This window comes from Bradyrhizobium sp. USDA 336 (genome assembly GCF_044908355.1).
GTDB lineage: Bacteria > Pseudomonadota > Alphaproteobacteria > Rhizobiales > Xanthobacteraceae > Bradyrhizobium > Bradyrhizobium yuanmingense.
Genome location: NZ_JBIYDC010000002.1, coordinates 6,119,169 through 6,143,201, shown reverse-complemented (window position 1 = coordinate 6,143,201; position 24,033 = coordinate 6,119,169). Strand labels below are relative to the sequence as shown.

Below are 24,033 nucleotides of genomic sequence, written 5' to 3'. Positions count from 1 at the left end.
ACAAGAGGTTAATGTCAACAGACGATGCGGCCATGGGGCTGCTTGCCGGCGGCGCCGCCTTCCTCTCCTCGCTGCCGCTCATTTTCCGCTATACTCGCCCCGGTAGCATCCCCCGGAGGCGCATCCATGGAGACCGCAGCCAGTTCCGAACACAAGCCCGCCGGCAAGAACCTCGTCATCTGCTGTGACGGCACCGGCAACGAGATCTCGGAGAACATCTCCAACGTCCTGAAGCTCTATCGCTGCCTGCGCAAGACGGACAGGACGCAGCCGCGGCAGATGGTGTTTTACGATCCCGGGGTCGGCACCATGACGGAGCCGTCGACGTGGGGGCGCTGGAAGGCCAACATCAAGCTGGTGTGGGGGCTCGCCACCGGCTACGGGCTCGATGACAACGTGCTGTCGTCCTATTGCTTCCTGGTTCAGCATTACGCGCCCGGCGACAGGATCTATCTGTTCGGCTTCTCGCGCGGGGCCTACACGGTGCGCGTGCTGGCGGGGCTGATCCACAAAATTGGTCTGATCTCGCCGGAGCAGGCGAACCTCGCAGGAAGCGGCCTCATCGCCTACAAGCAATATTCCGGCAGCGGACGCGGCAACGACGTCGAGGATATCAAGAACATCGTGTTCGACGAGAGCGGGCCGCTGCCGAAGGACGAATTCGACCTCGCCGCGCAGTTCGCGCGCATCACCTCGACGCGCTGGCCGACCATCCATTTCGTCGGCGTGTGGGACACGGTGGCGAGCGTGATCGTGCCGCGCGCCGATCGCTTCTACTGGCCGAGCCTGGAGGAGCTCGCCTTCACGCTGCGCGACCCCAGCATCAGGATCTTCCGGCAGGCGATCGCGATCGACGAGCGGCGGCGCATGTTCCGCCTGAAGCCATACAAGGAGCCGCAGGAATTCTGGAGCAACCGCTACGTGCCCGACGAGAAGAAGGTACCGCAGGACATCATGCAGGTGTGGTTCGCCGGCGTGCATTGCGACGTCGGCGGCGGCTATCCGGAGGCCGAGAGCGGCGAGTCCAAATATCCGCTGCTGTGGATGATCGACGAGGCCGAGAAGGCCGGGCTGAAGTTCAACCCGCGCACGGTGAACCAGCTCGCCTGGGGCATCCAGCGCAAGAACTCGCCGTTCACCTACGTCGAGCCCGCCTTTACCGGCAAGAGCGGCATGCTGCACGATTCCATGACGGCGGTCTGGCGCGTGCTGGAGTTCTTGCCGAAGCGCGCGAAATACCGGGAATGGCCGGCGCGGAAAGTCTATTTCGGCTTCTACATCCCCGATGGCGAACCGCGCCTGATTCCCGAAGGCGCGCATGTGCATGAGAGCGTGCTGAAGCGCATGGCGGTGGAGCCGGGCTATCGGCCGGTGAACTTGCCGAAGGATTACGTGACGGTGCCGATGCCGGTGCCGCCGGGGGCGGACCTGGCGGCGGGGGCGGAGGTGGAAGGCGTGACGGGGTGAGGTGGCATGGCGCGCTTATCCCCTTGGAGAGCAGGGCTATCGCATGTGACTCGTGGCGGCGGCCTGCGCGCACGCCTCGTCCTTCGAGACGGTGCTGACGCGCCTCCTCAGGATGAGGCTAATCAGCATCAGTGCTCGTTGAAACTGCTGCCGCGCACTCCGCCCTCATCCTGAGGAGCCCGCCCAAGGCGGGCGTCTCGAAGGATGGCCGCAGGGAAAAGCTCTCAAATGCGATAGCCCTGCCCCTCCAAGGAAGGGTGGCACTCCGCTACCGCCGCTTTTCCTATTCGCTGACACTTTTCGTTAAAATTCTCGGGCGCGCCTTAGGCGGATCGCATCAACTCTTTTCCATGATTGGGACAGATCAGCCGCCGCGACCTGCGGAATTGGAGGAGACGTGCCAATGCATCCGCGAAAGTTCGTTCGTGTGAAGCCCGCGGGCCTGGTGTCACGCCAGGCCAAAATCATCACCGACCCGCGCGCGCCGGTGATCCCGTGCACGCTGATCGACTATTCGCCGGGCGGGGCCTGCGTCGATCTCGGCGGGCAGGTGACGATTCCCGATCGCTTCGAGCTGCTCCACGTCAACACCAAGAAGCGCTGCCGCATCGCCTGGAAGCGCGGCACGCGCGTGGGCGTGGTGTTTTGAGGGAATAGTTCCTGACCTCACATGCAGCGGCATCGGCAGTGTGCTCCCTCCCCCGCTTACGGGGGAGGGTTGGGGAGAGGGTGTCTCCGCGTTGGGGTTGTCGAGAATTTGCCGAGACTATCCCTGCGCGGCGAGAGACCTCTGCGGGATACCCGCGACGGCCCCGCTGCGGAGAGAGCCCTCTCCCCAGCCCTCTCCCGCAAGCGGGAGAGGGAGCGCAGTCCCGACGTTGAAGCATCGTTGACACGATCTGCAACAGCCCTGCCCCTGCGCTGCCAAACGGGCCAGCGTCTTCGCGCATGACGGCTCCGGCGGGGTCGGGTAGATTGCGGTCACAACAACAACGAATTGTCCGGGGAGGACGGGCGTGCACCAGGGACGTGTCGTGTTCGGCGCGATCGAGGAGGTCGTGTTCGGCCATCCTGCGGCGGAAGCCATCGTCGCGCAGATGGACCGGCTGGGAACAAGCCGCGCCTTCCTGATGGTGTCGGGGACGCTGAACCGGCAGACCGACGAAATCACGAAAATCAGGGACGCGCTCGGCTCCCGCTGCGCCGACCTGTTCGACGCCATGCCGGCCCATACGCCGCGCGAGGCGGTGATCGCGGCGACGAAAGCGGCGCGCGAGGCGGAGGCCGATCTGATCGTCACAATCGGCGGCGGTTCCATCACCGACGGCGCCAAGGCGGTGCAGCTCTGCCTGGCCAACGGCATCGACGATATCGCCGGCATCGACCGCATCCGCGTGCACAAGGGCGTCACGCCCGAGATGAACGCGCCTCGCGTGCGGCAGGTCAGCGTGCCGACCACGATCGCCGGCGGCGAGTTCTCGTCGATCGCCGGCGTCACCGACCGCGCGAGCCACGTGAAGCAGATGCTGCGGCACCCGCTCGCCGTGCCGCGCGCGACCATCCTGGATCCTGCCATCACCGTGCACACGCCGGAATGGCTGTTCCTGTCGACCGGCATCCGCGCCGTCGACCATTGCGTCGAGGCGATCTGCTCGCGCGAGACGCATCCTTACGCCGATGCGCAGGCGGTGAAGGGCCTCGCCATGCTCGCCGACGCGCTGCCGCGGGTGAAGGCCGACGCTGGGGATCTCGATGCGCGGATGGACGCGCAGATCGGCACCTGGCTGTCGATGGGCGCGCTTGCGGCCGGCGTGCCGATGGGCGCGAGCCACGGCATCGGCTACGTGCTGGGCGGGGCCTTCGACGTGCCGCACGGCTACACCTCCTGCGTCATGCTGCCGGCGGTGATGCGCTGGAACGCGCGCGACAATGCCGAGCGGCAGATGATCGTCGCAGCCGCGATGGGCTATCCCGGGCGTGACGCCGCCGACGTGCTCGATGCCTTCATCCGCTCGCTCGGCATGCCGCGCAGCCTTGCCGACGTGCGCATCTCCCCGGAGCATTTCGATGCGATCGCGCAAGCCGCGATGCGCACGAACTGGATTCCGCGCAACCCGCGCAGGATCGAGGGCCCCGCCGATGTGCGCGAGATCCTGCTGCTCGCCGCCTGACGGCTGCTGCGGGAACAAAGTCTCGCGGATCGTGTGAGGGTTGTACCGGATAGCGCGCACCGCAAGCGCCACAAGATCTGCTGTCGTCCCGGGGCGCGACGAAGTCGCGAGCCCGGGACCCATAACCCCAGGAAGGAGTTGCGGCATGAGCTGGCAACTCCGAGTCTTCGCCAAACATCTTCCTGGGGTTATGGATCCCGGATCTGCGCGCGCTGAGGGCGCGCTTGTCCGGGATGACGACCGGGTTTCAAAGCACTATCTCTTCGCACCTGCACTCTCACATCGCGAGAGAAGCACCCGAGATATTCCGTCATCCGAATTGTCGAGAGCGCAGCTGGCCTTGCGGGTTGCCTCGCTGCACGCGCCTCGCTATCGTCGGGATAAACAGGCCGCAAAAGGCCGAGGTCCAGGGAGGATGAGCATGCGGAGCGTGTGGGCGCTCGCCGCAATGGCGGCGTTATCTGTGCTGACGGCCTCAACTGCCACGCTCGCCGGCGAGCCCAAGCAGGGCGGCATCTTGCGGATGTATCACCGCGACAGTCCGGCCAACGCCTCGATCCTCGAAGGCGCGACCTATTCGATCAACATTCCCTTCATGGGGGTGTTCAACAATCTCCTCATCTACGATCAGCACATCGCGCAGAACAGCCCCGATACGCTGCGGCCGGACCTCGCCGAAAGCTGGTCCTGGAGCAGCGACAACAAGAAGCTGACGTTCAAGCTGCGCCAGGGCGTGAAATGGCACGACGGCAAGCCGTTCACCTCCGCCGACGTCAAATGCAGCTTCGATCTGCTGATGGGCAAGTCGCAGCAGAAGCTGCGGCAGAATCCGCGCAAGGCCTGGTACAGCGAGGTCAACGAGGTCACGACCAACGGCGAATTCGAGGTCACCTTCGACCTGAAGCGGCCGCAGCCCTCGCTGCTGGCGATGCTCGCCTCCGGCTACACGCCGGTCTATCCCTGCCACGTCTCGCCGGCGGACATGCGCACCCATCCGATCGGGACCGGACCGTTCAAGTTCGTCGAGTTCAAGGCCAACGAATCGATCAAGCTGACGCGCAATCCCAACTATTGGAAGAAGGGTCTGCCCTATCTCGACGGCATCGAATACACCATCATCACCAACCGCTCGACCGCGATCCTGGCCTTCGTCGCCGGCAAGTTCGACATGACCTTTCCGACGCACATCACGATCCCGCTTTTGAAGGACATCAAGTCGCAGGCGCCGAACGCGACCTGCGTCGTCGAGCCGACCAACGTCTCGACCAACATCATCGTCAATTCCACCTCCGCGCCGTTCGACAACATCGACATCCGCCGGGCGATGGCGCTCGCGCTCGACCGCAAGGCGTTCGTCGACATCCTGTTCGAAGGCCAGGGCGACATCGGCGGCACCATGCTGCCGCCGCCGCAGGGCCTCTGGGGCATGCCGAAGGACAGGCTGGAGACCATTCCGGGCTATGGCCGCGACATCAACGCCAACCGCGAGGAAGCCAAGAAGCTGATGCAGAAGGCGGGCTACGGTCCGGACAAGCGCCTCGCCGTGAAAGTTTCGACGCGCAACATCGCGGAATATCGCGACCCCGCCGTGATCCTGATCGACCAGCTCAAGACCATCTATATCGACGGCGAGCTCGACGTCGTGGAAACCGCGAACTGGTTCCCGAAGGTCGCGCGCAAGGATTACATGCTCGGCCTCAACCTGACCGGCAATGCCGTCGACGATCCCGACCAGTCGTTCTACGAGAACTATGCCTGCGGCTCGGAGCGCAACTACACGAATTATTGCAACAAGGAGATCGAGAAGCTGTTCGACGTGCAGTCGCAGGAGACCGACCTCGCCAAGCGCAGGCCGCTGGTCTGGGACATCGACAAGAAGCTGCAGGAGGACGTCGCCCGCCCGATCATCTTCCATGCCCGCGCCGGCACCTGCTGGCACCCCCACGTCAAGGGCGTCACGATCATGTCGAACAGCTCCTACAACGGCTTCCGCTACGAGGATTTGTGGCTCGACAAGTGACGCAACGCTAACGGCTAGCGCGGAGGGCGGTGCATGTTTGCCTATCTGGTGCGGCGCCTGTTCCTGATGTTCGTGACCCTGTTCGGGATCTCGATCGTCATCTTCTTCCTGCTGCGCATCGTGCCGGGCAACATCGTCGACATCCTGTTCGCCGCCGCCGGCTATGTCGACCCGGCCGACAAGGCCAATCTGGAGAAGGAGCTCGGCATCGACCGTCCCTTGATCGTGCAATATTGGCACTGGATCAGCGGCTTCATGCGCGGCGATTTCGGCTTCTCCTATGTCTCGGAGAAGCCGGCGCTGCAGGAGATCCTGCCGCGGATCCCGATCACGGCAAAGCTCGCGGGCCTCGCGCTGTTGTTCTCGGCATCGATCGGCATCCCCTTGGGCGTCATCAGCGCGGTGAAGCAGGGCACGAAGCTCGACTACGCGCTTCGCGTCGTCAGCCTCAGCGGCCTGTCGCTGCCCTCGTTCTGGCTCGGCCTTCTGATCCTTACAGCGTCGGTGGCGATGTTCGGGCAGATGCCGATCTTCAATCCCAATCCGAAGACCTGGCTCGAGGCGTTCGCGACCTACGCCGTGCCGGCCGCCGCCGTCGGCTTCCGCAGCGCGGCGCTGACCATGCGCATCACGCGCTCCTCGATGCTGGAGGTGCTGCGCCAGGACTACATCCGCACCGCACGCGCCAAGGGGGCATCCGAGGCGGCGGTGAACTATCACCACGCGCTGAAGAACGCGATCCTGCCCGTGATCACCGTGATCGGCATCGAGGCGGCGTTCCTGATCGGCGGCCTGATCGTCACCGAGACCGTGTTCAACATCCCCGGCGTCGCGCGCTTCCTGGTCGAGGCGATCCGCTGGCGCGACTATCCGATCGTGCAGAACCTCGTGATGTTCATCGCGGTCGTGGTGGTGTTCGCCAATTTCACCGTCGACATGCTCTACGCGGTGTTCGACCCGCGGATCAGGTACACGGATTAGCGCAATGATTGTCGTCCACACCGCGCTCGCGCGTTCCTTCACCTCTCCCCGCTTGCGGGGAGAGGTCGGATTGCATCGGAGATGCAATCCGGGTGAGGGGGAGTCTCCGCGAGTCCAACTCTCACCTCCCCCGTGGAGAGCCCCCCTCACCCCAACCCTCTCCCCGCTTGCGGGGAGAGGGGGAAGATAGAGCTCACATGGCCGCGATCGACTTCGACCTTGAGCTGAGGCGGGCCGGGGCGCATGCGACCGGGGGCTGGCGGCGCGTGCTGTTCATGGCGCAGCGCCACGTGCTGGGCGCGGCCGGGCTCGTCATCATGACATTGTTCGTGCTGACGGCGATCTTCGCCGATTTCATCGCGCGCTATGATCCGCTGACGGTGGATTCCGCCCGCGCGCTGGCGCGCCCGAGCCTGGCGCACTGGATGGGCACCGATTCGTTCGGCCGCGACGTGTTCAGCCGCATCATCCACGGCGCGCGGATCTCGCTCGCGGTCGGCATCGGCTCGACCGTGCTCGGCGGCACCATCGGTGTGATCGTCGGCCTCACCTCCGGCTATCTCTCCGGCTGGTTCGATCTCGTGTTCCAGCGCGTCTCCGACGTGCTGCAGGCGCTGCCGCTGCTGGTGCTGGCGCTGGTGATGACGGCCGCGCTCGGGCCCTCGCTGCCGAACGTGATCATCGCCATCGCCATTCCGCTGATCCCGACGGTCGCGCGCGTCATCCGCGCCAACACGCTGGCGCTGCGCGAACAGCCGTTCGTGGAGGCCGCCAAGTCGATCGGCATGAGCGAGATGCGGATTGCGCTGCGCCACGTGCTGCCGAACACGCTGGCGCCGCTGATCGTGCTCGCCACCGCCCAGCTCGGCTCGACCATTCTGACCGAGGCCTCGCTGTCCTTCCTCGGCCTCGGCATTCCCGAGCCCTATCCGTCATGGGGCCGCATGCTGTCCGAATCCGCCGCCGAATATGTCCGCACCGCGCCGTGGCTGGTGATCTTCCCGGGCGTCGCGATCAGCCTCGCCGTGTTCGGCGCCAATCTGTTCGGTGACGCCCTGCGTGACATCCTGGATCCGAGGCAGCGCGGCTGATGGCGGACAAGACCGATCTCGTGCTCGATGTGAAGAACCTGAAGACGGTGTTCTTCACCACTTCCGGCCTGTTCAGGGCTGTCGACGACCTCTCCTTCAGCGTCAGGCGGGGCGAGACGCTGGCGATCGTCGGCGAATCCGGCTGCGGCAAGAGCGTGACCGCGCTGTCGGTGATGCGGCTCGTGCCCGATCCGCCCGGCCGCATCGTCGGCGGCTCCGTCTCGCTGGAAGGCACCGACCTGCTGGCACTGGATGAGGCGCAGATGCGCGCGGTCAGGGGCAATCGCATCTCCATGATTTTCCAGGAGCCGATGACCTCGCTCAATCCGGTGATGCGGATCGGCGACCAGATCGTCGAGGCGGTGCGGCTGCATCGGCATATCTCAGCGAAACAGGCGCAAGATATCGCCGTCGAGATGCTGCGGCTGGTGCGCATCCCCGAGCCGGCGCGGCGGGCGCGGGAATATCCGCACCAGCTCTCCGGCGGCATGCGCCAGCGCGCGATGATCGCGATGGCGCTGGCGTGCCGGCCGGCGCTCTTGATTGCGGATGAGCCGACCACCGCGCTCGACGTCACCATCCAGGCGCAGATCCTGGCGCTGATCCTCGACCTCCAGAAGGAGCTCGGCACCGGGCTCGTGCTGATCACGCACGATCTCGGCGTGGTCGCGCAGACCGCGCAGCGCGTGATCGTGATGTATGCGGGGCGGAAGGTCGAGGAGGCCAGCGTCGAGGCGCTGTTCGCCGCGCCGAAGCATCCCTATACGCGCGGGCTGATGGCCTCGATCCCAGCCGTGCCGGCCTCCGGCGCCGCCGCTCAAGCGCGGCTGAACGAAATCCCCGGCACGGTGCCATCGCTGGTGCGGCTGCCGCAAGGCTGCGCCTTCGCGCCGCGCTGCAAGCTCGCCATCAAGCGCTGCGAGGCCGAATATCCGCCGCTGGCGGATTGGGGCGGCGGCCATCTCGCCGCCTGCTGGCGGGCTGAAGAAGTCGCGGAGGTGGCATGACCGAGGCGCTGCTCGAAGTCACCGATCTCAAGAAGCATTACCCTGTGCGCGCCGGCGTGCTGCGAAGGCAGGTCGGCACCGTGCACGCGGTCGATGGCGTCTCCTTTGCGCTTGGCACTGGCGAGACGCTCGGCCTCGTCGGCGAATCCGGCTGCGGCAAGTCCACGGTGGCGCGCAGCGTGCTGCGGCTGGTCGAGCCGACCTCGGGTCAGATCCGCCTCGACGGCGAGGACATCACGCATCTTTCGAAGACGGCGCTGCGCCCGCACCGCCGCTCGATGCAGATCGTGTTCCAGGACCCGTTCGCCTCGCTCAATCCGCGCATGACCGCCGGTGACATCGTCGGCGAACCGATCGCGGTGCATGGGCTCGCGACCGGCAAGGAGCTGGAGACGCGGGTCGCAAGGCTGTTCGAGCAGGTGGGACTACGGCCCGACCAGATGCGCAATTTCCCGCATCAATTCTCCGGCGGTCAGCGCCAGCGCATCTGCATCGCTCGCGCGCTGGCGCTGGGGCCACGCCTGATCGTCTGCGACGAGCCGGTCTCCGCGCTCGATGTTTCTATCCAGGCGCAGGTGATCAACCTTTTGATCGACCTGCAGCGGCAGCACGGCTTTTCCTATCTCTTCATCGCGCACGACCTCGCCGTGGTCGCGCATATCAGCCACCGCGTCGCCGTGATGTATCTCGGCCGCATCGTCGAGATCGCCGACAAGGACGAGCTGTTCCGCAACCCCAGGCATCCCTACACCCAGGCCCTGCTCGCCTCAGTGCCGGTCGCCAATCCGCTGGCGAAGAAGCTCGCGCCGCTGGTCGACGGCGACGTGCCGAGCCCGGTCAATCCGCCGTCGGGCTGCGCATTTCACACCCGCTGCCGGTTTGCGATGGAGCGGTGCAAGACGCAGCGGCCGGCGCTGGTGGATGCCGGAGACGGGCATCAGGTGGCGTGTCTGCTCAATGAGGGGACGGGGCGGAGCCAGTAGGGCGTGTACTCGTAAAAGCGATGTCAGCTCCTGAAGGAAGAGAGGACATCTTCTGCTGGGCAGAGCGTTTCCGCTTGTGACCCAAAGCAGAAGGTGATCAATGCACAACACTTCTTCCTGACAGTACGCCGGTGGTCTTGTAGTTGCTTATGCGGCTCCGAGCTGATGACGCTTCCAGGCTGTGAGCACGACAACGGCCGCGCATCCAATCGCGTTGAGCATGCTGACCACGAACAGGGCCAGGCTTGGAGCAATGACCAGTGCGTAAGCCGCGGTCGAACCGTTGGCACCGATCCATACGAACCACGTCGTATACGAGATCGCCCTGGCACCATCGCGATCAGCCGCGACACGCAGAATCTGCGGAAGGTAAGCAGCAATCCGCAATACGTTGAACACGTAGAAGAAGATGAGCGTGATCTCTGGCAATTGCATGGCCGCGCCTCTTTTGCATGCGCTGCTGGCGGCGGGCTCATCGACGCGCCGATTGGAATCTGCGCTGCTTGAGCCCCCTCCCGCTCAAGCTCAAGCCCCGCGACGAGCAAGAAACTGCGCAGGGATGGCGAGACTGAAAAGCCAAAGCGGGAAGAAGTTCACTCATGGCGGCCTTTTAAGTCGAGAGAACGACGCCGTCGACGCGCCAGCGCATGCGTCGTGGCGGCAGTTCTCAGAGGCGCTCGATGTTGGCGTCGGCGACGACGCTCGTCCATTTGGCGACATCGAGGATGACACGAGCCTTGAACTCGTCTGGGGTCGACGATCGCGGCTCGTTGCCGAGCGCACGCAGGCGCTCGGTGAAAGGACGCTCCGCCAGGATAGCGGCGATCTCGGCATTCAGGCGTTGCACGATAGACGCCGGCATTCCGGCCGGTCCCGCGAGGCCCTGCCAGGATGTGACGGCGTAGTCGGGAAGGCCTGCCTCCGCGATGGTTGGGACCTCCGGTAGGCTGAAGAAACGGGTGGTGCCGGTGGTCGCGAGGGCGCGCATCTGACCTTCACGTGCCATTTTGGCTACCAGTGTCGGCGGATCGACCATGAAGTCGATTCGCCTGCCGACGAGGTCGGTAACGACCTGAGCGCTACCCCGATAGGGGACGTGCTGGAATCGGACCCCGGCTGTCTTTGCGAGAAGCTCGATCAGCAGGTGATGCGTCGTTCCGACGCCGGGCGTGCCGTAAAGCAGCGGTGCGCCGCGCGTGCGCGCTTCGCCGAGTAGGTCCGTCATCGACCTGATCGTGTGGTCCTGGTAAGTTGCAACGACGAACGGATAGTCGGCGATCATTCCGATCATCGAGAAGTCTTCGACGGTGCGATAGGGCAGCTTGCTGTAGAGCGCGGCGGTGCTCGCATGTCCGCCCGGGATCGCAATTAACGTGTAGCCGTCAGGTGCCGTGCGAGCGACGTGCGCTGCGGCGATTGTTCCGGCTGCTCCGGGCCGCGGGTCGATCACGACCGGTTGACCAAGACGGCGCCCAAGCCCCTCGGCGATAAGGCGAGCGACGGTGTCGGTTGGTCCGCCTGGCGGCCAGCCGTGCACCAGGGTGACGGGACGGCTCGGCCACACGGCATCGGCGTGAAGGGGCGTGACCACGGAAGCTGCGAGACCGCCAAGTACAGAGCGACGTGTGAGTTTGGTCATAGCCATCTCCTTCAGGCTGCTGGGGGATTGAAGGAGTGCGACTGCGGCGCCGTCGAATCTTCGACCGTGGTGCGGCGCATGTCGCGGCGGCATCGCATGTCGTCGTACGGCCGGGCGCGATGCAAGGTGCAGCGATTGTCCCACATGACGAGATCGCCGACGCGCCAATGGTGCTGGTAGACGAAGCGCGGCTGGGTCGAGAAATCCGTCAGGTCCTTGAGCAGCGCGCGACCCTGCGGGATCGGCCACCCGACGATGTGCGATGCGTGCGATGCGAGGAATAGCGTCCTGCGCTGGGAGCCGAGATGTAGGCGTACCAAGGGCTGCTGAACCGGCGGCAACGCGGCGCGCTCCTCGTCGGAAAATTCCGTGTAGCCGACGAGGCTGCGCGAATGAAAGATCGAATGCTCGGCGACGAGCGGTGCGATCTTGTCCTGGGTCGAAGGGTCAAGCGCTTCGTAGGCGGCTCGCAAGTCGGCGAATTCAGTCTCGCCACCTTCCGGCGGAACCTCGCGCGCCGACAAAAGCGAGAATTTCGCCGGAACAGGCTTGAACGAGCTGTCGGTATGCCAAAGCTCGTTGGCGCGCAGCATCATGCGCCAGCGGTCGGACGATGCGCGGATATTGTCGTTCTCATCGAGGTTCGAAATGTCCGCGAGCTCGCGACCCAGGCGGTGCTTGCGATCACGGCGGATCGTTCCAATCGGGGCTTCCAGCGACCCGAACAGCCTGCTGAACTCGACCTGGTGCCTGTCCTCGAGTGCCTGCCCGCGAAATACCAACACGCCGTGGCGCTCAAGTGCCGCTGCGATCTCGACGGTCGTTGAGGGACCGCAGGTACGCAGGTCGACGCCGGTTATCTCGGCGACGAAGAGGGGATGCAATTGCCGACTCTGGATTGCCACCGCGAACCTCCGTCCTCGAAATCTGCTGCGGAGGATATGGGGGCGCGCTATAAAGGGAATACGCGAATTGGGACTATCTAAATGAGGAAAAAGTTATGCCTTCGCGTGAGCATTGGGACACTCGGATCGGTCGCCGCATCCGTCTGCGCGACCTGCACGTACTGCTGACCGTCGTGCAGCGCGGCAGCATGGCCAAGGCGGCGCAGCAGTTGTCCATCACGCAGCCCGCGGTTTCGAAGTCCATTGCCGATCTGGAGCATGCGCTCGGCGTGCGACTATTGGATCGCGGTCCTCAGGGCATCGAACCCACTGCCTATGGCAGCGCCTTTGTGCAACGCGGCCTTAGCGTATTCGATGAGCTGCGGCAGGGGGTCGGCGAAATCGAGTTCATGTCTGATCCGCGCGTTGGCGAGGTCCGGGTGGGATGCCCCGAAACCTTGGCGGCGACCCTGCTTCCGGCCGTCGTGGAACAGCTTGGCGATCAGTATCCCGGCATCAAGTTGCACGTGATCCAGACCAACCCCCTGGCCCTGGATATCCGTGAGTTGCGCGACCGGAACGTCGACCTGATGCTCGGCCGTATCGGGCCGGCATTCGCCGAGGAGGATTTGGACGCCGAGATTCTGTATCACGACCCGCTCGTTGTCGTTGCCGGAACGGCAAGCAGGTGGGCGCGGCGTCGGACGCTCGAACTCGCGGACCTCATGGACGAGAAGTGGATTTTGTATCCGCCGAACGAAATGCCGGGCATCTTCATCGAGGAAGCTTTCCGCAATTGCGGCCTGAGCGTTCCGCAGGCGAGCGTGCTGACCTATTCGTTCCAACTGCGCGACATGTTGCTAATGACCGGCAAGTACCTGAGCATCGTCGCCGCCTCCGCGGTCCCCGTCCTCAACGTGAAACGTTTGGTCGTGAAGACCTTACCGATCGATCTCGGCCCACAGGCGACAGCGCGGCCCGTAGCGATCTTTACCTTGAAGAATCGCACCTTGAGCCCGGCCGTCGGCCTTTTCGTGGAGCACATCCGCAAAGTCGGGAAGGCGATAACTTCACAATCCAGTCGCTAGTACGCTTGATTGGACTGAGTCTGCTGTTGGCCCTTCGCGGCTATTCTCCACGGTAGGCTGCCGGTCAGCTCTTGGAGGTCGACCGGACATTGCGGAGCCTCGGCCGATCTGACCTGAATGACCCAAAGCGACCATCCCAGTTCCGGATTCATCCAGCAGTCTGAGGTCACCCTTGGCTAGGTCTTATCGAGAGGGGCTGGCGCGTCGGTCGATTCCCGCTCAACTATAAGGAGCGCAAAAAGCGCAAGGGACCCGGGTGTTCACTTTTGAACTTACCGGGGATTGCCGAGGTGATTTGAATTAGTCTTTGACGTAGACAGTCACGAAGAATGATGCTGCGGATTAAAAAAAGGAATTACGATCGCAGCCACTAGCGAAGCTGGGAGGTGCTAAGGCTAATGTTGAAGTGGTGCTCCTACTGTCAGAGGTTTCAAGGCGAAACCTTTCCCTTTGAAGAGTTGTCGGTCACTTACGGACTCTGCCGGAGGTGCGAGTCAGAGCACCCGGATATATTCGCAAGCGATGTGGTCCAGCACTCCGAGCTTCTCCGCCGTGTTTACAATTCGCTCTACGAAGCAGGGCGACGAAATGATATTCGTTTGGCTCAGCAGCTTGTTGAGGAAGCGATCGCCGCTAACTTCAAGCCCGTTGATATTCTCCTCGGAATTTTGGCCCCGCTGCTCTACAAGATCGGCGAACAGTGGCATTCCGGCACCATCACCGTTGCGGACGAACACGAATTCACTGCTTTTAGCGAGCGCGTCATCGAATTGATCGAAGGAAGCATGCGACGGGGTAGGACACGACGTCGAAAAGGGGCACCCCGGTACTTTCTCATGAATGCGCCGGGCAATACTCATACTCTGGCCGTCCGCATTCTCGCTCTTTGGTTGGAAAGTAACAGCAACTGTACACCAACTGTCGTCGACCATCTCGATTTGCATGAACTAGCTCAGCAAATTATCGCGGTTGCCCCCAAAGCGCTGTTGATCTCGATGGCTTTGCCCCAACAACTCACCGGTGTGACGGCTATCTCCGGTCTTGTCAGAGAATTGCCGGGCGGTGCTCGTCCGAAGGTCATAGTCGGCGGATATGCGATTAAATCAGGGTGGTGAGGTTTGTGCCTGGCGCTGAGCTGGCTACCGACATCAACTTGCTGAGCACTTCCTGATTAGAGCACTTCCGCTTCTGGCCCGTTCGAGACCTGCGGGCCCGATCTGACCACGTCCGCTTGTCCGGCTAGACCGGAAGTCATTGCCGCACCGGCAAACCGACGCGAATGACCCTGGCTGTGTGAAAACGGCGAGCGGCTGTTATGATTCTCCCGTGATTCTTTTGGGGGAATCGATGAGGCGCTTTGTTGAAGAGGCGGATCGTGGGCAGCGGACGCTGTTGCCCGAATGCCTCGATGATTTCATTGACGAGAGTAACCCAGTTCGCGTGATCGACGTATTTGTCGATGCGCTCAGTTTGGCTGAGATGGGCTTTGAGGGTGCGGAGCCGGCGGCCACCGGTCGGCCGTCGTACCATCCCTCGGTTCTCCTGAAGCTTTACATTTACGGCTATCTAAACCGAGTGCAGTCGAGCCGGCGGCTGGAACGAGAGGCTGGGCGCAATGTCGAGGTGATGTGGCTGCTGGGTCGGCTCGCTCCCGATCACAAGACGATTGCGGACTTCCGCAAGGACAACGGCCTGGCGCTGCGCAAGGTATGTGCGCGCTTTGTTGAGCTCTGCCGCGGGATGGGTCTTCTCACGACGTCCAGCGTCGCCATCGATGGGAGCAAGTTCAAGGCCGTGAACAACCGGGACAGGAACTTCACGCGCGCGAAGGTGGAGCGGCGGCGCGCTCAGTTTGGAGGAGAGTGTCGCGCGCTATCTAAGCCAACTTGACACGGCCGACCGACAGGAGCCGAGCGAGGCGCTGGCGGCGAAGGTGACGAGGCTTACCGAGAAGCTGACGAAGCTGAAGGAGGAGATGGGCAAGCTCGCCACCTACGAGAGGCAGATGCTCGCTTCGCCGGATCAGCAAATCTCCCTGACCGATCCGGACAGCCGTTCGATGGCAACCAGTGGCCGCGGATCCGGCGTTGTCGGCTACAATGTCCAAGTCGCCGTCGATACCGACCATCACCTGATCATCGCGCATGAGGTGACGAACAGCGGCTCAGATCGGGCACAACTTGCCAATATGGCCATGCAGGCGAAGGCTGTTCTGAAGACTGAGACGCTCGAGGCCGTTGCCGATCGCGGCTACTTCAGCAGCCCGGAGATCCTCGCCTGCCACGAGGCCGGCATCACGGTAACTCTACCCAAGCCGATGACTTCGGGCGCCAAGTCGGACGGACGCTTCGGTAAGCAGGACTTCGTCTATTTGCCTGAGGAAGACGCCTATCGTTGTCCGGCCGGGGAGCGATTGCCGTATCGCTATACAAACGAAGAAGCCGACAAGATGCTGCGGCGCTATTGGACCAACGCCTGTAAGAATTGTTCGATCAAACCCCAGTGCACGCCCGGGTCAGAGCGCCGGATCACGCGATGGGAGCACGAGGATCTACTCGACGCCGTGCAGCAGCGGCTCGATGCGAACCCGCTCGCCATGCGCCTTCGTCGCGAGACCGTCGAGCATCCGTTCGGCACGATGAAGGCACGCATGGGAGCGACGCACTTCCTGACCAAAACTCTGCCAAGGGTAGCCTCCGAGATGGCGCTCTCGGTTCTGGCCTACAATCTGACCCGAGCAATGAATATCCTCGGGATTAGGCCGCTGATCGCCGCGCTCGCGGCCTGAGGCCGGCCTAGTTTTGCCTTCAGACTGACGACCCTGTTAGCACGTTTTTACACGGCCAAGACCCAAAGCGGACCTCCCGTGACTCCATTAGCTATCTTTGAACGGTAGGCTCCTGCCCAGCCAATTGGCGCGCTGCGTCGAGGGAGTCGATGATGGCGCAAAAGTCGATGATGCGGTTTTTGCGAAACCGAAGAAAGTGTGCTGCAAGGTAGTGGGCAGACCGTGCCGTGGCGCGATCCTTCACCTTAATAATAACCGAGAGAGCCGCGCGGTCATCATTGACCACAATGGTCATAGGCCAAAACGACAGAACTTCCAGCTTTTCATGCACTTCAGCGAATGCTCGCAGAACATCGGCCCGGCCGCCCGCCTTCCGAGGTACGGGAAAAGATCAGGCGGAGCATGGCTCAGAAAATCGATCTGCTCGTCTAAAGCATCCTCAAGGTCCCTTAAACGACCATGGGCGAAATGCTCGTAAATCTCACGGACGCGTTGTTCGCTCAAAGCAGTCACAGCATCCTCCCGAGCTATGGGCAAACCTTAGCGAACGGCCGAAAAGAACTCCAAGCCTAGTGCAGCCTTTCCGCCCCCCGTTCGGAAAAGCAGGTTAGTACATGACCTGTGTAATTTAGAGCGATAGAATGATTTTGGAATACGTTTACACAGGCCGTCGCGCGGCCCCAGCAGGAATTCACCTGCCCTAACTGATACCAGGCAGGAACTTGCAGAAGGCCGGTAATGTTGCCCCTAACACGGGTGAGTTCTACCCCGCCGGAAGGGTCCTAATGCCAACCATTGACCAATGCAGAACATATGCGGCGAACTACAAAATCCTCGCAGCCGATCCAGCCAATTCGGCCCGCCGAGCTGCCGTGTTGACCAATATTTCGCATAGCTGGACGGCGCTGGGAAACCAGCTTGAGACGCTTGCCCTCATCGTGAGCGAAGAAGGATAGACCACTGACGCTTGCGGGGGTCACCATCGTCGGACGGTCACCGCCCGCGCTTGTGCGCAGAGGGCCAGCCGGGCTATCGCGCGGCGCCACGGATTAATAGGCGCAAATATAGTTTCCGTACGCATCGTAGCAACTGCGGCGGTACGCAGCAGCGCCAACCGCAGCCGCGCCTACCGCTGCCGCTCCGACACCGTAGCCCCGATAGCCGTAACCGCGATAGCCGCCCCGATAGCCGTAGCCCCGGTAGCCAGCGCCGCGCACCGCAACAGCGCCGCCGCCCCGCGGTCCTCGAACTGCGACCGCACCGCCGCGGTAACCGCCGCCACCCCGATAGGCACCTCCGCCGCGCCGAGCCTCGGCATCATCGGGGATCAAGCAGACCACGAGCAAAACGAAAGCGGCAAGGGGAGCGAGAATATAGCGGAGCATGAGGGAACCTTTCGTTGAATTCTTCAAGCCCCGCTTGCCAGATTGCGGCTCTCTCTGCACAGGAGGTTGATGTAGATCAATCGAACCCGCTGGTTGCGAGCCGAATGGCCTCTGGTCAGGCGCACATGTCCTCCCTTATTTCCGCTTTTGGCCCGAAGGCGAAGATCGCGATGGCGCCGTGCACGTCAGCAGCCGGGGCTAGACCGGACGTGGTGGTGACGCGGCGAAATCGACGCGAATGACCCATAGCCGACCTCGCCGCGTCGGGCAGCATCGCACCACCCGAGCTGCAGCTAGTTCACAGGTCCCCGTCCGCCGATCGTCTCCATGTCTGGCTGCTCGGGCCTGACGCCTTGGGCGCGGTTGACGAGCGTCGTGATCACCCAGAGCACGACGCCGATGGCGATCAAGACCCCCGCGACCTGGTACTGGACCATCGCCCGTCCGGTCCATGGCCCGGCCAGGAATGCGCAGGAGATTGCCCCCAGCACCGGCAGGATCGTCGGCGTACGAAAATGGTCGTGTGCGACGTTGTCCTTGCGCAGCACCAGCACCGCGATATTGACCACCGTAAACACGCAGAGCAGAAGCAGCGCGGTCGTTCCGCCGAGCGCCGGCACTTCGCCGACAAAGGTGATCAGTGCGAATGCCAGCAGCGTGGTGAAGCCGATCGCGATGTAGGGCGTACGCCGGCTCGCATGCACCTTGCCAAGCACCGGCGGCAGCACATGCTCGCGGCTCATGCCGTAGACGAGCCGGCTCGCCATCAGCATGTTGATCAGCGCGGAGTTGGCCACCGCAAACATGGTGATGAAGCCGAAGATCCAGAGCGGAAAGTTCGGCGCGCCGGCCCTCACCACTTGCAACAGCGGCGTCTCGCCTTCGCCGAGCTTCTCCGGCGGAACCAGCGTAATCGCCGAGATCGAGACCAGCACGTAGATTGCGCCGGTGATGAGCAGTCCGGCAAGCAGCACGATTGGAAAATGCCGTGTCGGATCCTTGCATTCCTCCGCCATGTTGACGGAATCCTCGAAGCCGACCATGGCAAAGAACGCGAGCGTGGTCGCAGCGATCACCGGCCAGAACATGCCGGCATCGCCTGCCTTGAACTGCGTGACGCGCGAGACGTCACCCTGGCCGAGGCCGATCGCCCAAAGGCCGATGATGATGATGATCAAGAGGCCCGTTAGCTCGACGCAGGTCAGAACAACGTTCGCCTTGACGCTTTCGCCAACGCCGCGAAAGTTGACCGCGGCAACAACCGCCATGAAGACGAGCCCAGTCATGGTAATGCCGAACCCCGACAGGCCCAGGCCAAACGCGTTCGACATGTTTGCAGAGAAAGCGCGAGAGGCAGTGGAAGCGGAGGTAATCCCCGAGCACATCACCGCAAACGCAACGATGAACGTGATAAAATGGATGCCGAACGCCTTGTGGGTGTAGAGCGCGGCGCCTGCGGCCTTCGGATACTTGGTGACGAGTTCGAGATAGCTCAGCGCAGTGATCAGCGCCACGACGAAGGCGACGAGGAACGGCAGCCAGACGACGCCGCCCACCTGGTTGGCGACCTGGCCGGTGAGCGCATAGATGCCGGTGCCGAGAATGTCGCCGACGATGAAAAGCAGGAGGAGCCACGGGCCCATGACCCGGCGCAGGCTCGGCTCGGCATCGGTGTCGGGTGGAGCAGGTGTCGCGGCTTTCAAGGAAAGATCGGTCATCGCGCAGCCTCTCAACGGATCTCACGCACGCACTCTTGTCCGCAATGCTGATACCCGCTGTTGCGACCCACGAGTGCGTCTGGCGTCATTGCCACCACACAGCGTATTGGCTTTCACGCCGCACGGCCAAGACTTATTGTGGGGATGATCGATCTGCGATGTGGAAAGTGGGTGCGGGTGCGAAATGGAACCGAATGCAGGCTTGTTCTTTTGGCGAGTGACGTCCCGGGACAAAATCAGCCTGGTATTCAGCCTCCAGTGATGGTGCGAACACTACCCCTGCTACGCCGCTGTCCGTTCGCATGCCCTCCAACGGAGGGCTGGACCTGCTCGTTGTGCTTGCGCGAGTCTTTCCGTTGATGAGTGCAGCCCACCGCCTCGGTATTCAATACGTCGCCAGGAGGCGACCGGATCAGGTCGAGCGACTTATAGCGCCTGGCGAGGTCTCGAGGGCGACCTTCAAGATCACCACCGGACATTATGCAAGTTTAGGATGTAGTTCGCCAGCCATCCGGATACAACGGCAGTGAGCGTGCACAATTGGAGTGTTTGATGCCGAGACTACCGAGCGCCGATTTCCTCCATCGACTGGCAGATATCGCCGATCGCGAAACCTTGCCACGCTTTCGCACCGCCCTTGCCATCGATTCCAAAACTGGAGAGGGCTACTTCGACCCGGTGACCGACGCTGACCGGCAGGCCGAGATTGCTATTCGAGCTGCGATCGAGGCCGAATATCCCGACCATGCCATTCTGGGCGAAGAACTCGGTCTAACCGGAAGCGGTTCCTGCCGCTGGGTCTTAGACCCCGTGGATGGGACGCGTCCCTTCATCTGCGGCCTTCCCGTCTGGGGCACACTGATCGGGCTCACCGTCAATGGTCGAGCCGAACAGGGAATGATGAGCCAGCCCTTCACGCGTGAGCGTTTCTGGGCCACCGCTGATGGAGCCTGGTACGAATATGCAGGCAAGCGCGAGCGACTGTCCACGCGAGACGTCGGCACGCTGTCGCGGGCCATCCTGCATACGAACTCGCCTGATCGCTATGATGGTGAGCTCAAGCAGGCCTTCGATCGCCTTGCCGCCTCAGTCCGGATGACTCGCTACGGCGGCGAATGCTACGCCACTGCGATGGTCGCTGCTGGTCGCATTGACCTCGCAGTCGAACCTTCGCTCCAATCCTACGATATCGTCGCGTTGATCCCCATCATCGAAAAGGCGGGCGGAGTGGTGACGCGCATCGATGGGGGAAGGGCTGAGGAGGGTGGTCCGGTCTTAGCTTCAGCAACTGCCGGTCTTCATGCAGCGGCCCTTCACCTCCTCAATTAACGGAGTTAGCCTGCGGGGTTGATGGACATCTCTGCCGCAGCGACAGATTTCCGCTTCTGGCCCGAAGGCAAAGTTGCGGCTCCGCTGGCGGAGGTCCGCTCATCGTAGTGAACCTGACTAGATTTTCTCAACCTGAGTTCTTCGCATTTTGACCCGAAGCAGACCTGATGCTTTCAGTTTCCGAGGCCACCCGAGCAGCCATATCTGAGGTAATGGTTGTAGATCAGGCGACCTTTGATCCCTACTTCGCGCGGAGCCTCTGCAGCTGCTTCACGGCAAATTCGTCGCCTGGATGTAGTCTTAAGACGGTCTCGTAGTCGCGATACGCACGATCAAGCTCACCTGCCCGTTCGTAGGCTAGGCCTCGGTACCTGAGGGCTGTAATCGAATTCGGGTCGAGTTCGACAGCCTTATCCAAGCTTTCGATCGCGGCCTTCTCATTCTTCAATTTGAGATGAGCGGCTCCGACGCCCACGCGAAGTCGATAGGTATCGTTTAGCGCGAGATGTCCGAGTGCCATCGCCTTGTCGTAATCCCCCAAAGCGGTTTGCGGTCGGCCCGAACGATTGTAGGCCTCGGCCCTTCCAAGCGTGAATAGACCTGATGTCGGCGCAAGCTTTATCGCTTCGTCAAACCGTTTGATCGCTTCGTCGAATCTGCCCTGCTCCATAAGCGCCAGCCCCTGACCGTTGGGGAAAGCCCCGTTATCCGGGAACAGCTTCGCCGCTGCGGTGTAGTCGGCTAGCGCAAGTTCGAAGTGACCTCTGTGGTGATAGAAAAAGCCGCGGTCCCGATAAGCGCGCGGGTCGGTAGAACCGACCATTTCGACGGCCGCGGTAAAATCAGCTTCGGCTTGATCCCATCTTTTTGCCAGCTGAGCAGTTACACCCCTCATCCGCAGCAGCTCCGCCCGGTCCTTGAGACTGAATTGCTGTTCAAACCCTTTGGAGTAGATTTGAATGGCTCGGTCAAAATCCAGCTTGCTTACGGCAACGGCAGCAGCCGTCTGGTAAGTCTCGGCGTCAGACGCAATTGCCGCAGAACAGAAGGGCAAGAGCACGGACAGGAAAGCAATCCCGCTCAGGACCCGCCTTAGCTCTAAGCCCAATTTCATTTACTTCTCCGGGCTGAAAAACGCTTGCCGATGGTAACTCAATCGGTAGCAAGGCCCATGGAACACTGCAACGTTAACGCGGATTTCGGTTAAACAATCGTCAAGCGAGTAGAGGCTATTGGCCCTTGCGAAGGTAGATCAGCGTGGGCTTCGCATGTGATTTGGGCCGTGGCTGAGGCTAACGGTAATGTCATTCGCGATTCAACATCAGAACTTTACCCATCTCCTGGGCCTATCGGTTGACGTACTAGAGCTAGGTTGGTGCGCATTGCAGCTGGTCCAGTGACGGAGTGGTCGGGAAGCATGCCGATAAACAAGATGCCGGATTTTCCCTCGTATATTGGCTATTTGCTTCTTTGGCTGGTTGCGGGTTTCGTCGTTTGGCTATTCATCATTGCGCTATTCGGGTCTGGACACTGGATCATTGGCGTTATCGTCATTCTCGCGACCATCGCTCTCTACTTCCGTCACGGAAGGGCAATCGCAAAGCAGCGGGAACGACGGCTGCGGTTTTCATACGGCGCCCACTATCGGCGATATTCTCTCCGAGAGCTTTTCGGCACACTGTGTCGACGTCGCAACGAGAGCTGATCCGGCGCAACTCAGACTTCCGCTTCTGGCCGATTCCGTTGAAAAAGGCCGGCAGTATTTTGTTGTAATAGCTCCGTCGCGACGTGACCGAACTGCTCCATCGACCCTATGCGAGCCTCGCGGTGGGCATCGGGATGAGCTTGGCCATCTTTCGAAGGTTCTGGGCGGTGGCCGCGAGGATGAACTCATCGCGCGCGCCGTTCGGGCCTCGTAAACGCAAACGGTCGAGCTTGAGGATGCGCTTGAGGTGGGCGAACAACATCTCGATTTTCTTGCGAAGCCGGCGCGAGGTGCCTCCCTCCCACGATTTGGCGATCTGGCGCGCCATGTCGCGAGCGCCTTCGTAGATGGAGCGCGGCACCCTCCGTGATGCCTGCTTGGGGCAACACCGAGCCTTCAATGCGCATCGATCACAATCGCGCTTGCTGGCGAGGTAAAGCATGGTGGCACCATCATTCACCAACGTTCCGGTGGTGGTAAGAACTTTGCCACCAGGGCAACGATAGATGTCGCCAGCATGGTCATAGGTGAAGTCGTCGCGCGAGAAGATACCGTCTGTGCGGGCGGACTTATCGAAGACTGTAACGTGCGGTTCGATGCCGTGCTCATAGACCAGCCAAGCGAGCATCTCGGCCGAGCCATAGCCGCTGTCACCGAGTAGCCGGCTCGGATAGAGATCAAACCGCTCTAGCGATCGTTCAATCATGCGCTTGGCGGCCAATACCTCCGCCTGCCGGATCGCCGTCGTTGCCTCAACATCGACGATGATCGCGTTCTCGACGTCGACCAGGTAGTTCGTCGAATAAGCGAAAAACGCTTGGCCACCGTGCGCCCCCGTCCAGCGCGCCGCCGGGTCGGAGGGCGATACGAACTTCGGGGTAACCTCGGTCGCCGCTCCGAACGCGGCATCATCGAGGACAGCCAGATACTCATCGATTGCTCGGCCGGCAGCCTCCGGCGGAAGTCCCTTATCGCCTTCGATGCCCTTCTGCCGATTGGCATCGGCCTTGATTAGGCTCGCATCAACCGCAAATCCCTCACCGCCAACCAGTCGTTCCTCGATGCAGCGGCGCAGCACGCTCTCGAACACGCGACGGAAGAGGTCGCTGTGCCGGAAGCGGCCGTGCCTGTTCTTGGAGAATGTCGAATGATCCGGCACCGCTCCATCCAGACCGAGCCGGCAGAACCACCGGTAGGCCAAATTGAGGTGAACCTCATCGCAAAGGCGCCGTTCCGATCGAATGCCGAAGCAGTAACCGATCAGGAGCATCCGGATCATCAGTTCAGGATCGATCGAAGGTCGGCCGATGCTACTGTAGAAAGGTGCCAGCTCCCGCCTGATCTCTTGCAGGTCGACGAACCTGTCGACCGATCTCAAAAGATGGTCGGAGGGAATATGCTTCTCGAGCGAGAACTCATAGAACAACGCAGCCTGCTCGACTTGCTGATGCCCCATCATGATCTTCAGTCCTGCCAATTAGACAGACTGAATCACTGCTATCCTTGAGTCGCAACTGCCGCGTTTTTCAACAAAATCGGCCCAAACGCGAAGTCTCGGCGCGTCACGGTTGGTCGCCTCATTGGAGTAGACCGGAAGCAGGCAACCGTCGCTCCGAAGAGAGCTCATGATCCCAAGCGGACATTCCGGCTCGAATTAGAAGCGCTTACGCTTCGGAGCTGATACACCATAGGTTCTTTCCCGCTGGTGTTAGCCTGTACTGCTTGGCGTTTACGCGGCGACCACTCAATGGGACTTGGAACAATGTCCAGGCGATCC

General features: G+C 62.1%; 21 protein-coding genes and 1 pseudogene. 13 read left to right on the top strand and 9 right to left on the bottom strand.

Translation table 11 applies throughout. The features are described 5' to 3' along the window. Positions 1 to 126: 126 nt before the first annotated feature. The 8 genes from ABIA45_RS29740 to ABIA45_RS29705 all read left to right on the top strand — a co-directional run bounded on the left by ABIA45_RS29740 (position 127) and on the right by ABIA45_RS29705 (position 9,720). Positions 127 to 1,467 (top strand): DUF2235 domain-containing protein, encoded by a 1,341-nt coding sequence (locus tag ABIA45_RS29740; protein ID WP_404654599.1) that lies wholly within the window; start codon positions 127 to 129, stop codon positions 1,465 to 1,467. A gap of 403 nt (positions 1,468 to 1,870) precedes the next feature. Beyond that, positions 1,871 to 2,116 carry a PilZ domain-containing protein gene (locus tag ABIA45_RS29735; protein ID WP_036002017.1) on the top strand — a complete coding sequence of 82 codons (246 nt, stop codon included), beginning with the start codon at positions 1,871 to 1,873 and terminating at the stop codon, positions 2,114 to 2,116. Between the two features lie 367 nt (positions 2,117 to 2,483). Further along, complete coding sequence (locus ABIA45_RS29730) at positions 2,484 to 3,638, top strand: iron-containing alcohol dehydrogenase (protein WP_404654598.1); 1,155 nt, start codon at positions 2,484 to 2,486, stop codon at positions 3,636 to 3,638. A gap of 421 nt (positions 3,639 to 4,059) precedes the next feature. Further along, complete coding sequence (locus ABIA45_RS29725) at positions 4,060 to 5,658, top strand: ABC transporter substrate-binding protein (RefSeq protein ID WP_275501911.1); 1,599 nt, start codon at positions 4,060 to 4,062, stop codon at positions 5,656 to 5,658. A 33-nt stretch (positions 5,659 to 5,691) separates the two neighbouring features. Next, entirely contained in the window at positions 5,692 to 6,639 is a 948-nt protein-coding gene (locus tag ABIA45_RS29720; protein ID WP_036002026.1) for an ABC transporter permease, read from the top strand. 197 nt (positions 6,640 to 6,836) lie between these two features. Then, complete coding sequence (locus ABIA45_RS29715; RefSeq protein WP_404654597.1) at positions 6,837 to 7,730, top strand: ABC transporter permease; 894 nt, start codon at positions 6,837 to 6,839, stop codon at positions 7,728 to 7,730. After that, on the top strand, positions 7,730 to 8,737 hold the full coding sequence (locus ABIA45_RS29710; RefSeq protein ID WP_404654596.1) for an ABC transporter ATP-binding protein: 1,008 nt from the start codon (positions 7,730 to 7,732) through the stop codon (positions 8,735 to 8,737). The genes ABIA45_RS29715 and ABIA45_RS29710 overlap by 1 nt, the downstream gene beginning before the upstream one ends. Continuing rightward, positions 8,734 to 9,720, top strand: a complete 987-nt coding sequence (locus ABIA45_RS29705) for an ABC transporter ATP-binding protein (RefSeq protein ID WP_404654595.1) — start codon at positions 8,734 to 8,736, stop codon at positions 9,718 to 9,720. Before ABIA45_RS29710 ends, ABIA45_RS29705 begins: the two co-directional genes overlap by 4 nt. Positions 9,721 to 9,867: 147 nt before the next feature. Here ABIA45_RS29705 and ABIA45_RS29700 read toward each other — a convergent pair whose 3' ends face one another. The 3 genes from ABIA45_RS29700 to ABIA45_RS29690 all read right to left on the bottom strand — a co-directional run bounded on the left by ABIA45_RS29700 (position 9,868) and on the right by ABIA45_RS29690 (position 12,264). Further along, on the bottom strand, positions 9,868 to 10,155 hold the full coding sequence (locus ABIA45_RS29700) for a hypothetical protein (protein ID WP_271541830.1): 288 nt from the start codon (positions 10,153 to 10,155) through the stop codon (positions 9,868 to 9,870). Between the two features lie 232 nt (positions 10,156 to 10,387). Next, positions 10,388 to 11,359 (bottom strand): tripartite tricarboxylate transporter substrate binding protein, encoded by a 972-nt coding sequence (locus ABIA45_RS29695; protein WP_271541828.1) that lies wholly within the window; start codon positions 11,357 to 11,359, stop codon positions 10,388 to 10,390. 11 nt (positions 11,360 to 11,370) lie between these two features. Continuing rightward, positions 11,371 to 12,264: a TauD/TfdA family dioxygenase gene (locus ABIA45_RS29690; protein WP_271541826.1), complete on the bottom strand. Its 894-nt coding sequence runs from the start codon at positions 12,262 to 12,264 to the stop codon at positions 11,371 to 11,373. Positions 12,265 to 12,359: 95 nt separating this feature from the next. Here ABIA45_RS29690 and ABIA45_RS29685 point away from each other — a divergent pair, with 95 nt between their 5' ends. From ABIA45_RS29685 to ABIA45_RS29675, 3 genes and pseudogenes are all read left to right on the top strand, one after another. Beyond that, positions 12,360 to 13,331 carry a LysR family transcriptional regulator gene (locus ABIA45_RS29685; protein ID WP_404654594.1) on the top strand — a complete coding sequence of 324 codons (972 nt, stop codon included), beginning with the start codon at positions 12,360 to 12,362 and terminating at the stop codon, positions 13,329 to 13,331. A gap of 398 nt (positions 13,332 to 13,729) precedes the next feature. After that, the gene (locus ABIA45_RS29680) at positions 13,730 to 14,446 is read left to right on the top strand and encodes a B12-binding domain-containing protein (RefSeq protein WP_404654593.1); all 717 of its coding nucleotides are present in this window, start codon (positions 13,730 to 13,732) and stop codon (positions 14,444 to 14,446) included. 232 nt (positions 14,447 to 14,678) lie between these two features. Continuing rightward, positions 14,679 to 16,119 (top strand): annotated as a pseudogene (locus tag ABIA45_RS29675) (IS1182 family transposase). Between the two features lie 91 nt (positions 16,120 to 16,210). Here the strand turns inward: ABIA45_RS29675 and ABIA45_RS29670 are convergent. Together ABIA45_RS29670 and ABIA45_RS29665 are read right to left on the bottom strand one after the other, a co-directional pair. Further along, positions 16,211 to 16,450 carry a hypothetical protein gene (locus ABIA45_RS29670; protein ID WP_404654592.1) on the bottom strand — a complete coding sequence of 80 codons (240 nt, stop codon included), beginning with the start codon at positions 16,448 to 16,450 and terminating at the stop codon, positions 16,211 to 16,213. Then, positions 16,411 to 16,632 carry a hypothetical protein gene (locus ABIA45_RS29665; RefSeq protein ID WP_404655857.1) on the bottom strand — a complete coding sequence of 74 codons (222 nt, stop codon included), beginning with the start codon at positions 16,630 to 16,632 and terminating at the stop codon, positions 16,411 to 16,413. Before ABIA45_RS29665 ends, ABIA45_RS29670 begins: the two co-directional genes overlap by 40 nt. 272 nt (positions 16,633 to 16,904) lie before the next feature. Between ABIA45_RS29665 and ABIA45_RS29660 the strand changes: the two genes are divergently transcribed. Beyond that, positions 16,905 to 17,075 (top strand): hypothetical protein, encoded by a 171-nt coding sequence (locus ABIA45_RS29660; protein WP_271541819.1) that lies wholly within the window; start codon positions 16,905 to 16,907, stop codon positions 17,073 to 17,075. A 93-nt stretch (positions 17,076 to 17,168) separates the two neighbouring features. Here the strand turns inward: ABIA45_RS29660 and ABIA45_RS29655 are convergent, their stop codons facing one another. Together ABIA45_RS29655 and ABIA45_RS29650 are read right to left on the bottom strand one after the other, a co-directional pair. Next, a complete protein-coding gene (locus ABIA45_RS29655; protein WP_271541817.1) occupies positions 17,169 to 17,504 on the bottom strand; it encodes a hypothetical protein in 336 nt (111 codons plus the stop codon). 293 nt (positions 17,505 to 17,797) lie between these two features. Next, positions 17,798 to 19,147 (bottom strand): APC family permease, encoded by a 1,350-nt coding sequence (locus ABIA45_RS29650; RefSeq protein WP_198399861.1) that lies wholly within the window; start codon positions 19,145 to 19,147, stop codon positions 17,798 to 17,800. Between the two features lie 627 nt (positions 19,148 to 19,774). Here ABIA45_RS29650 and hisN point away from each other — a divergent pair. Further along, positions 19,775 to 20,551, top strand: a complete 777-nt coding sequence (gene hisN / locus ABIA45_RS29645) for a histidinol-phosphatase (RefSeq protein WP_271541815.1) — start codon at positions 19,775 to 19,777, stop codon at positions 20,549 to 20,551. A 241-nt stretch (positions 20,552 to 20,792) separates the two neighbouring features. Here hisN and ABIA45_RS29640 read toward each other — a convergent pair whose 3' ends face one another. Both ABIA45_RS29640 and ABIA45_RS29635 read right to left on the bottom strand, forming a co-directional pair. Next, positions 20,793 to 21,665, bottom strand: coding sequence for a tetratricopeptide repeat protein (locus tag ABIA45_RS29640; protein WP_404654591.1), 873 nt, complete (start codon positions 21,663 to 21,665; stop codon positions 20,793 to 20,795). 697 nt (positions 21,666 to 22,362) lie between these two features. Then, positions 22,363 to 23,715: an IS1182 family transposase gene (locus ABIA45_RS29635; protein ID WP_271539860.1), complete on the bottom strand. Its 1,353-nt coding sequence runs from the start codon at positions 23,713 to 23,715 to the stop codon at positions 22,363 to 22,365. Positions 23,716 to 24,033: the final 318 nt, after the last annotated feature.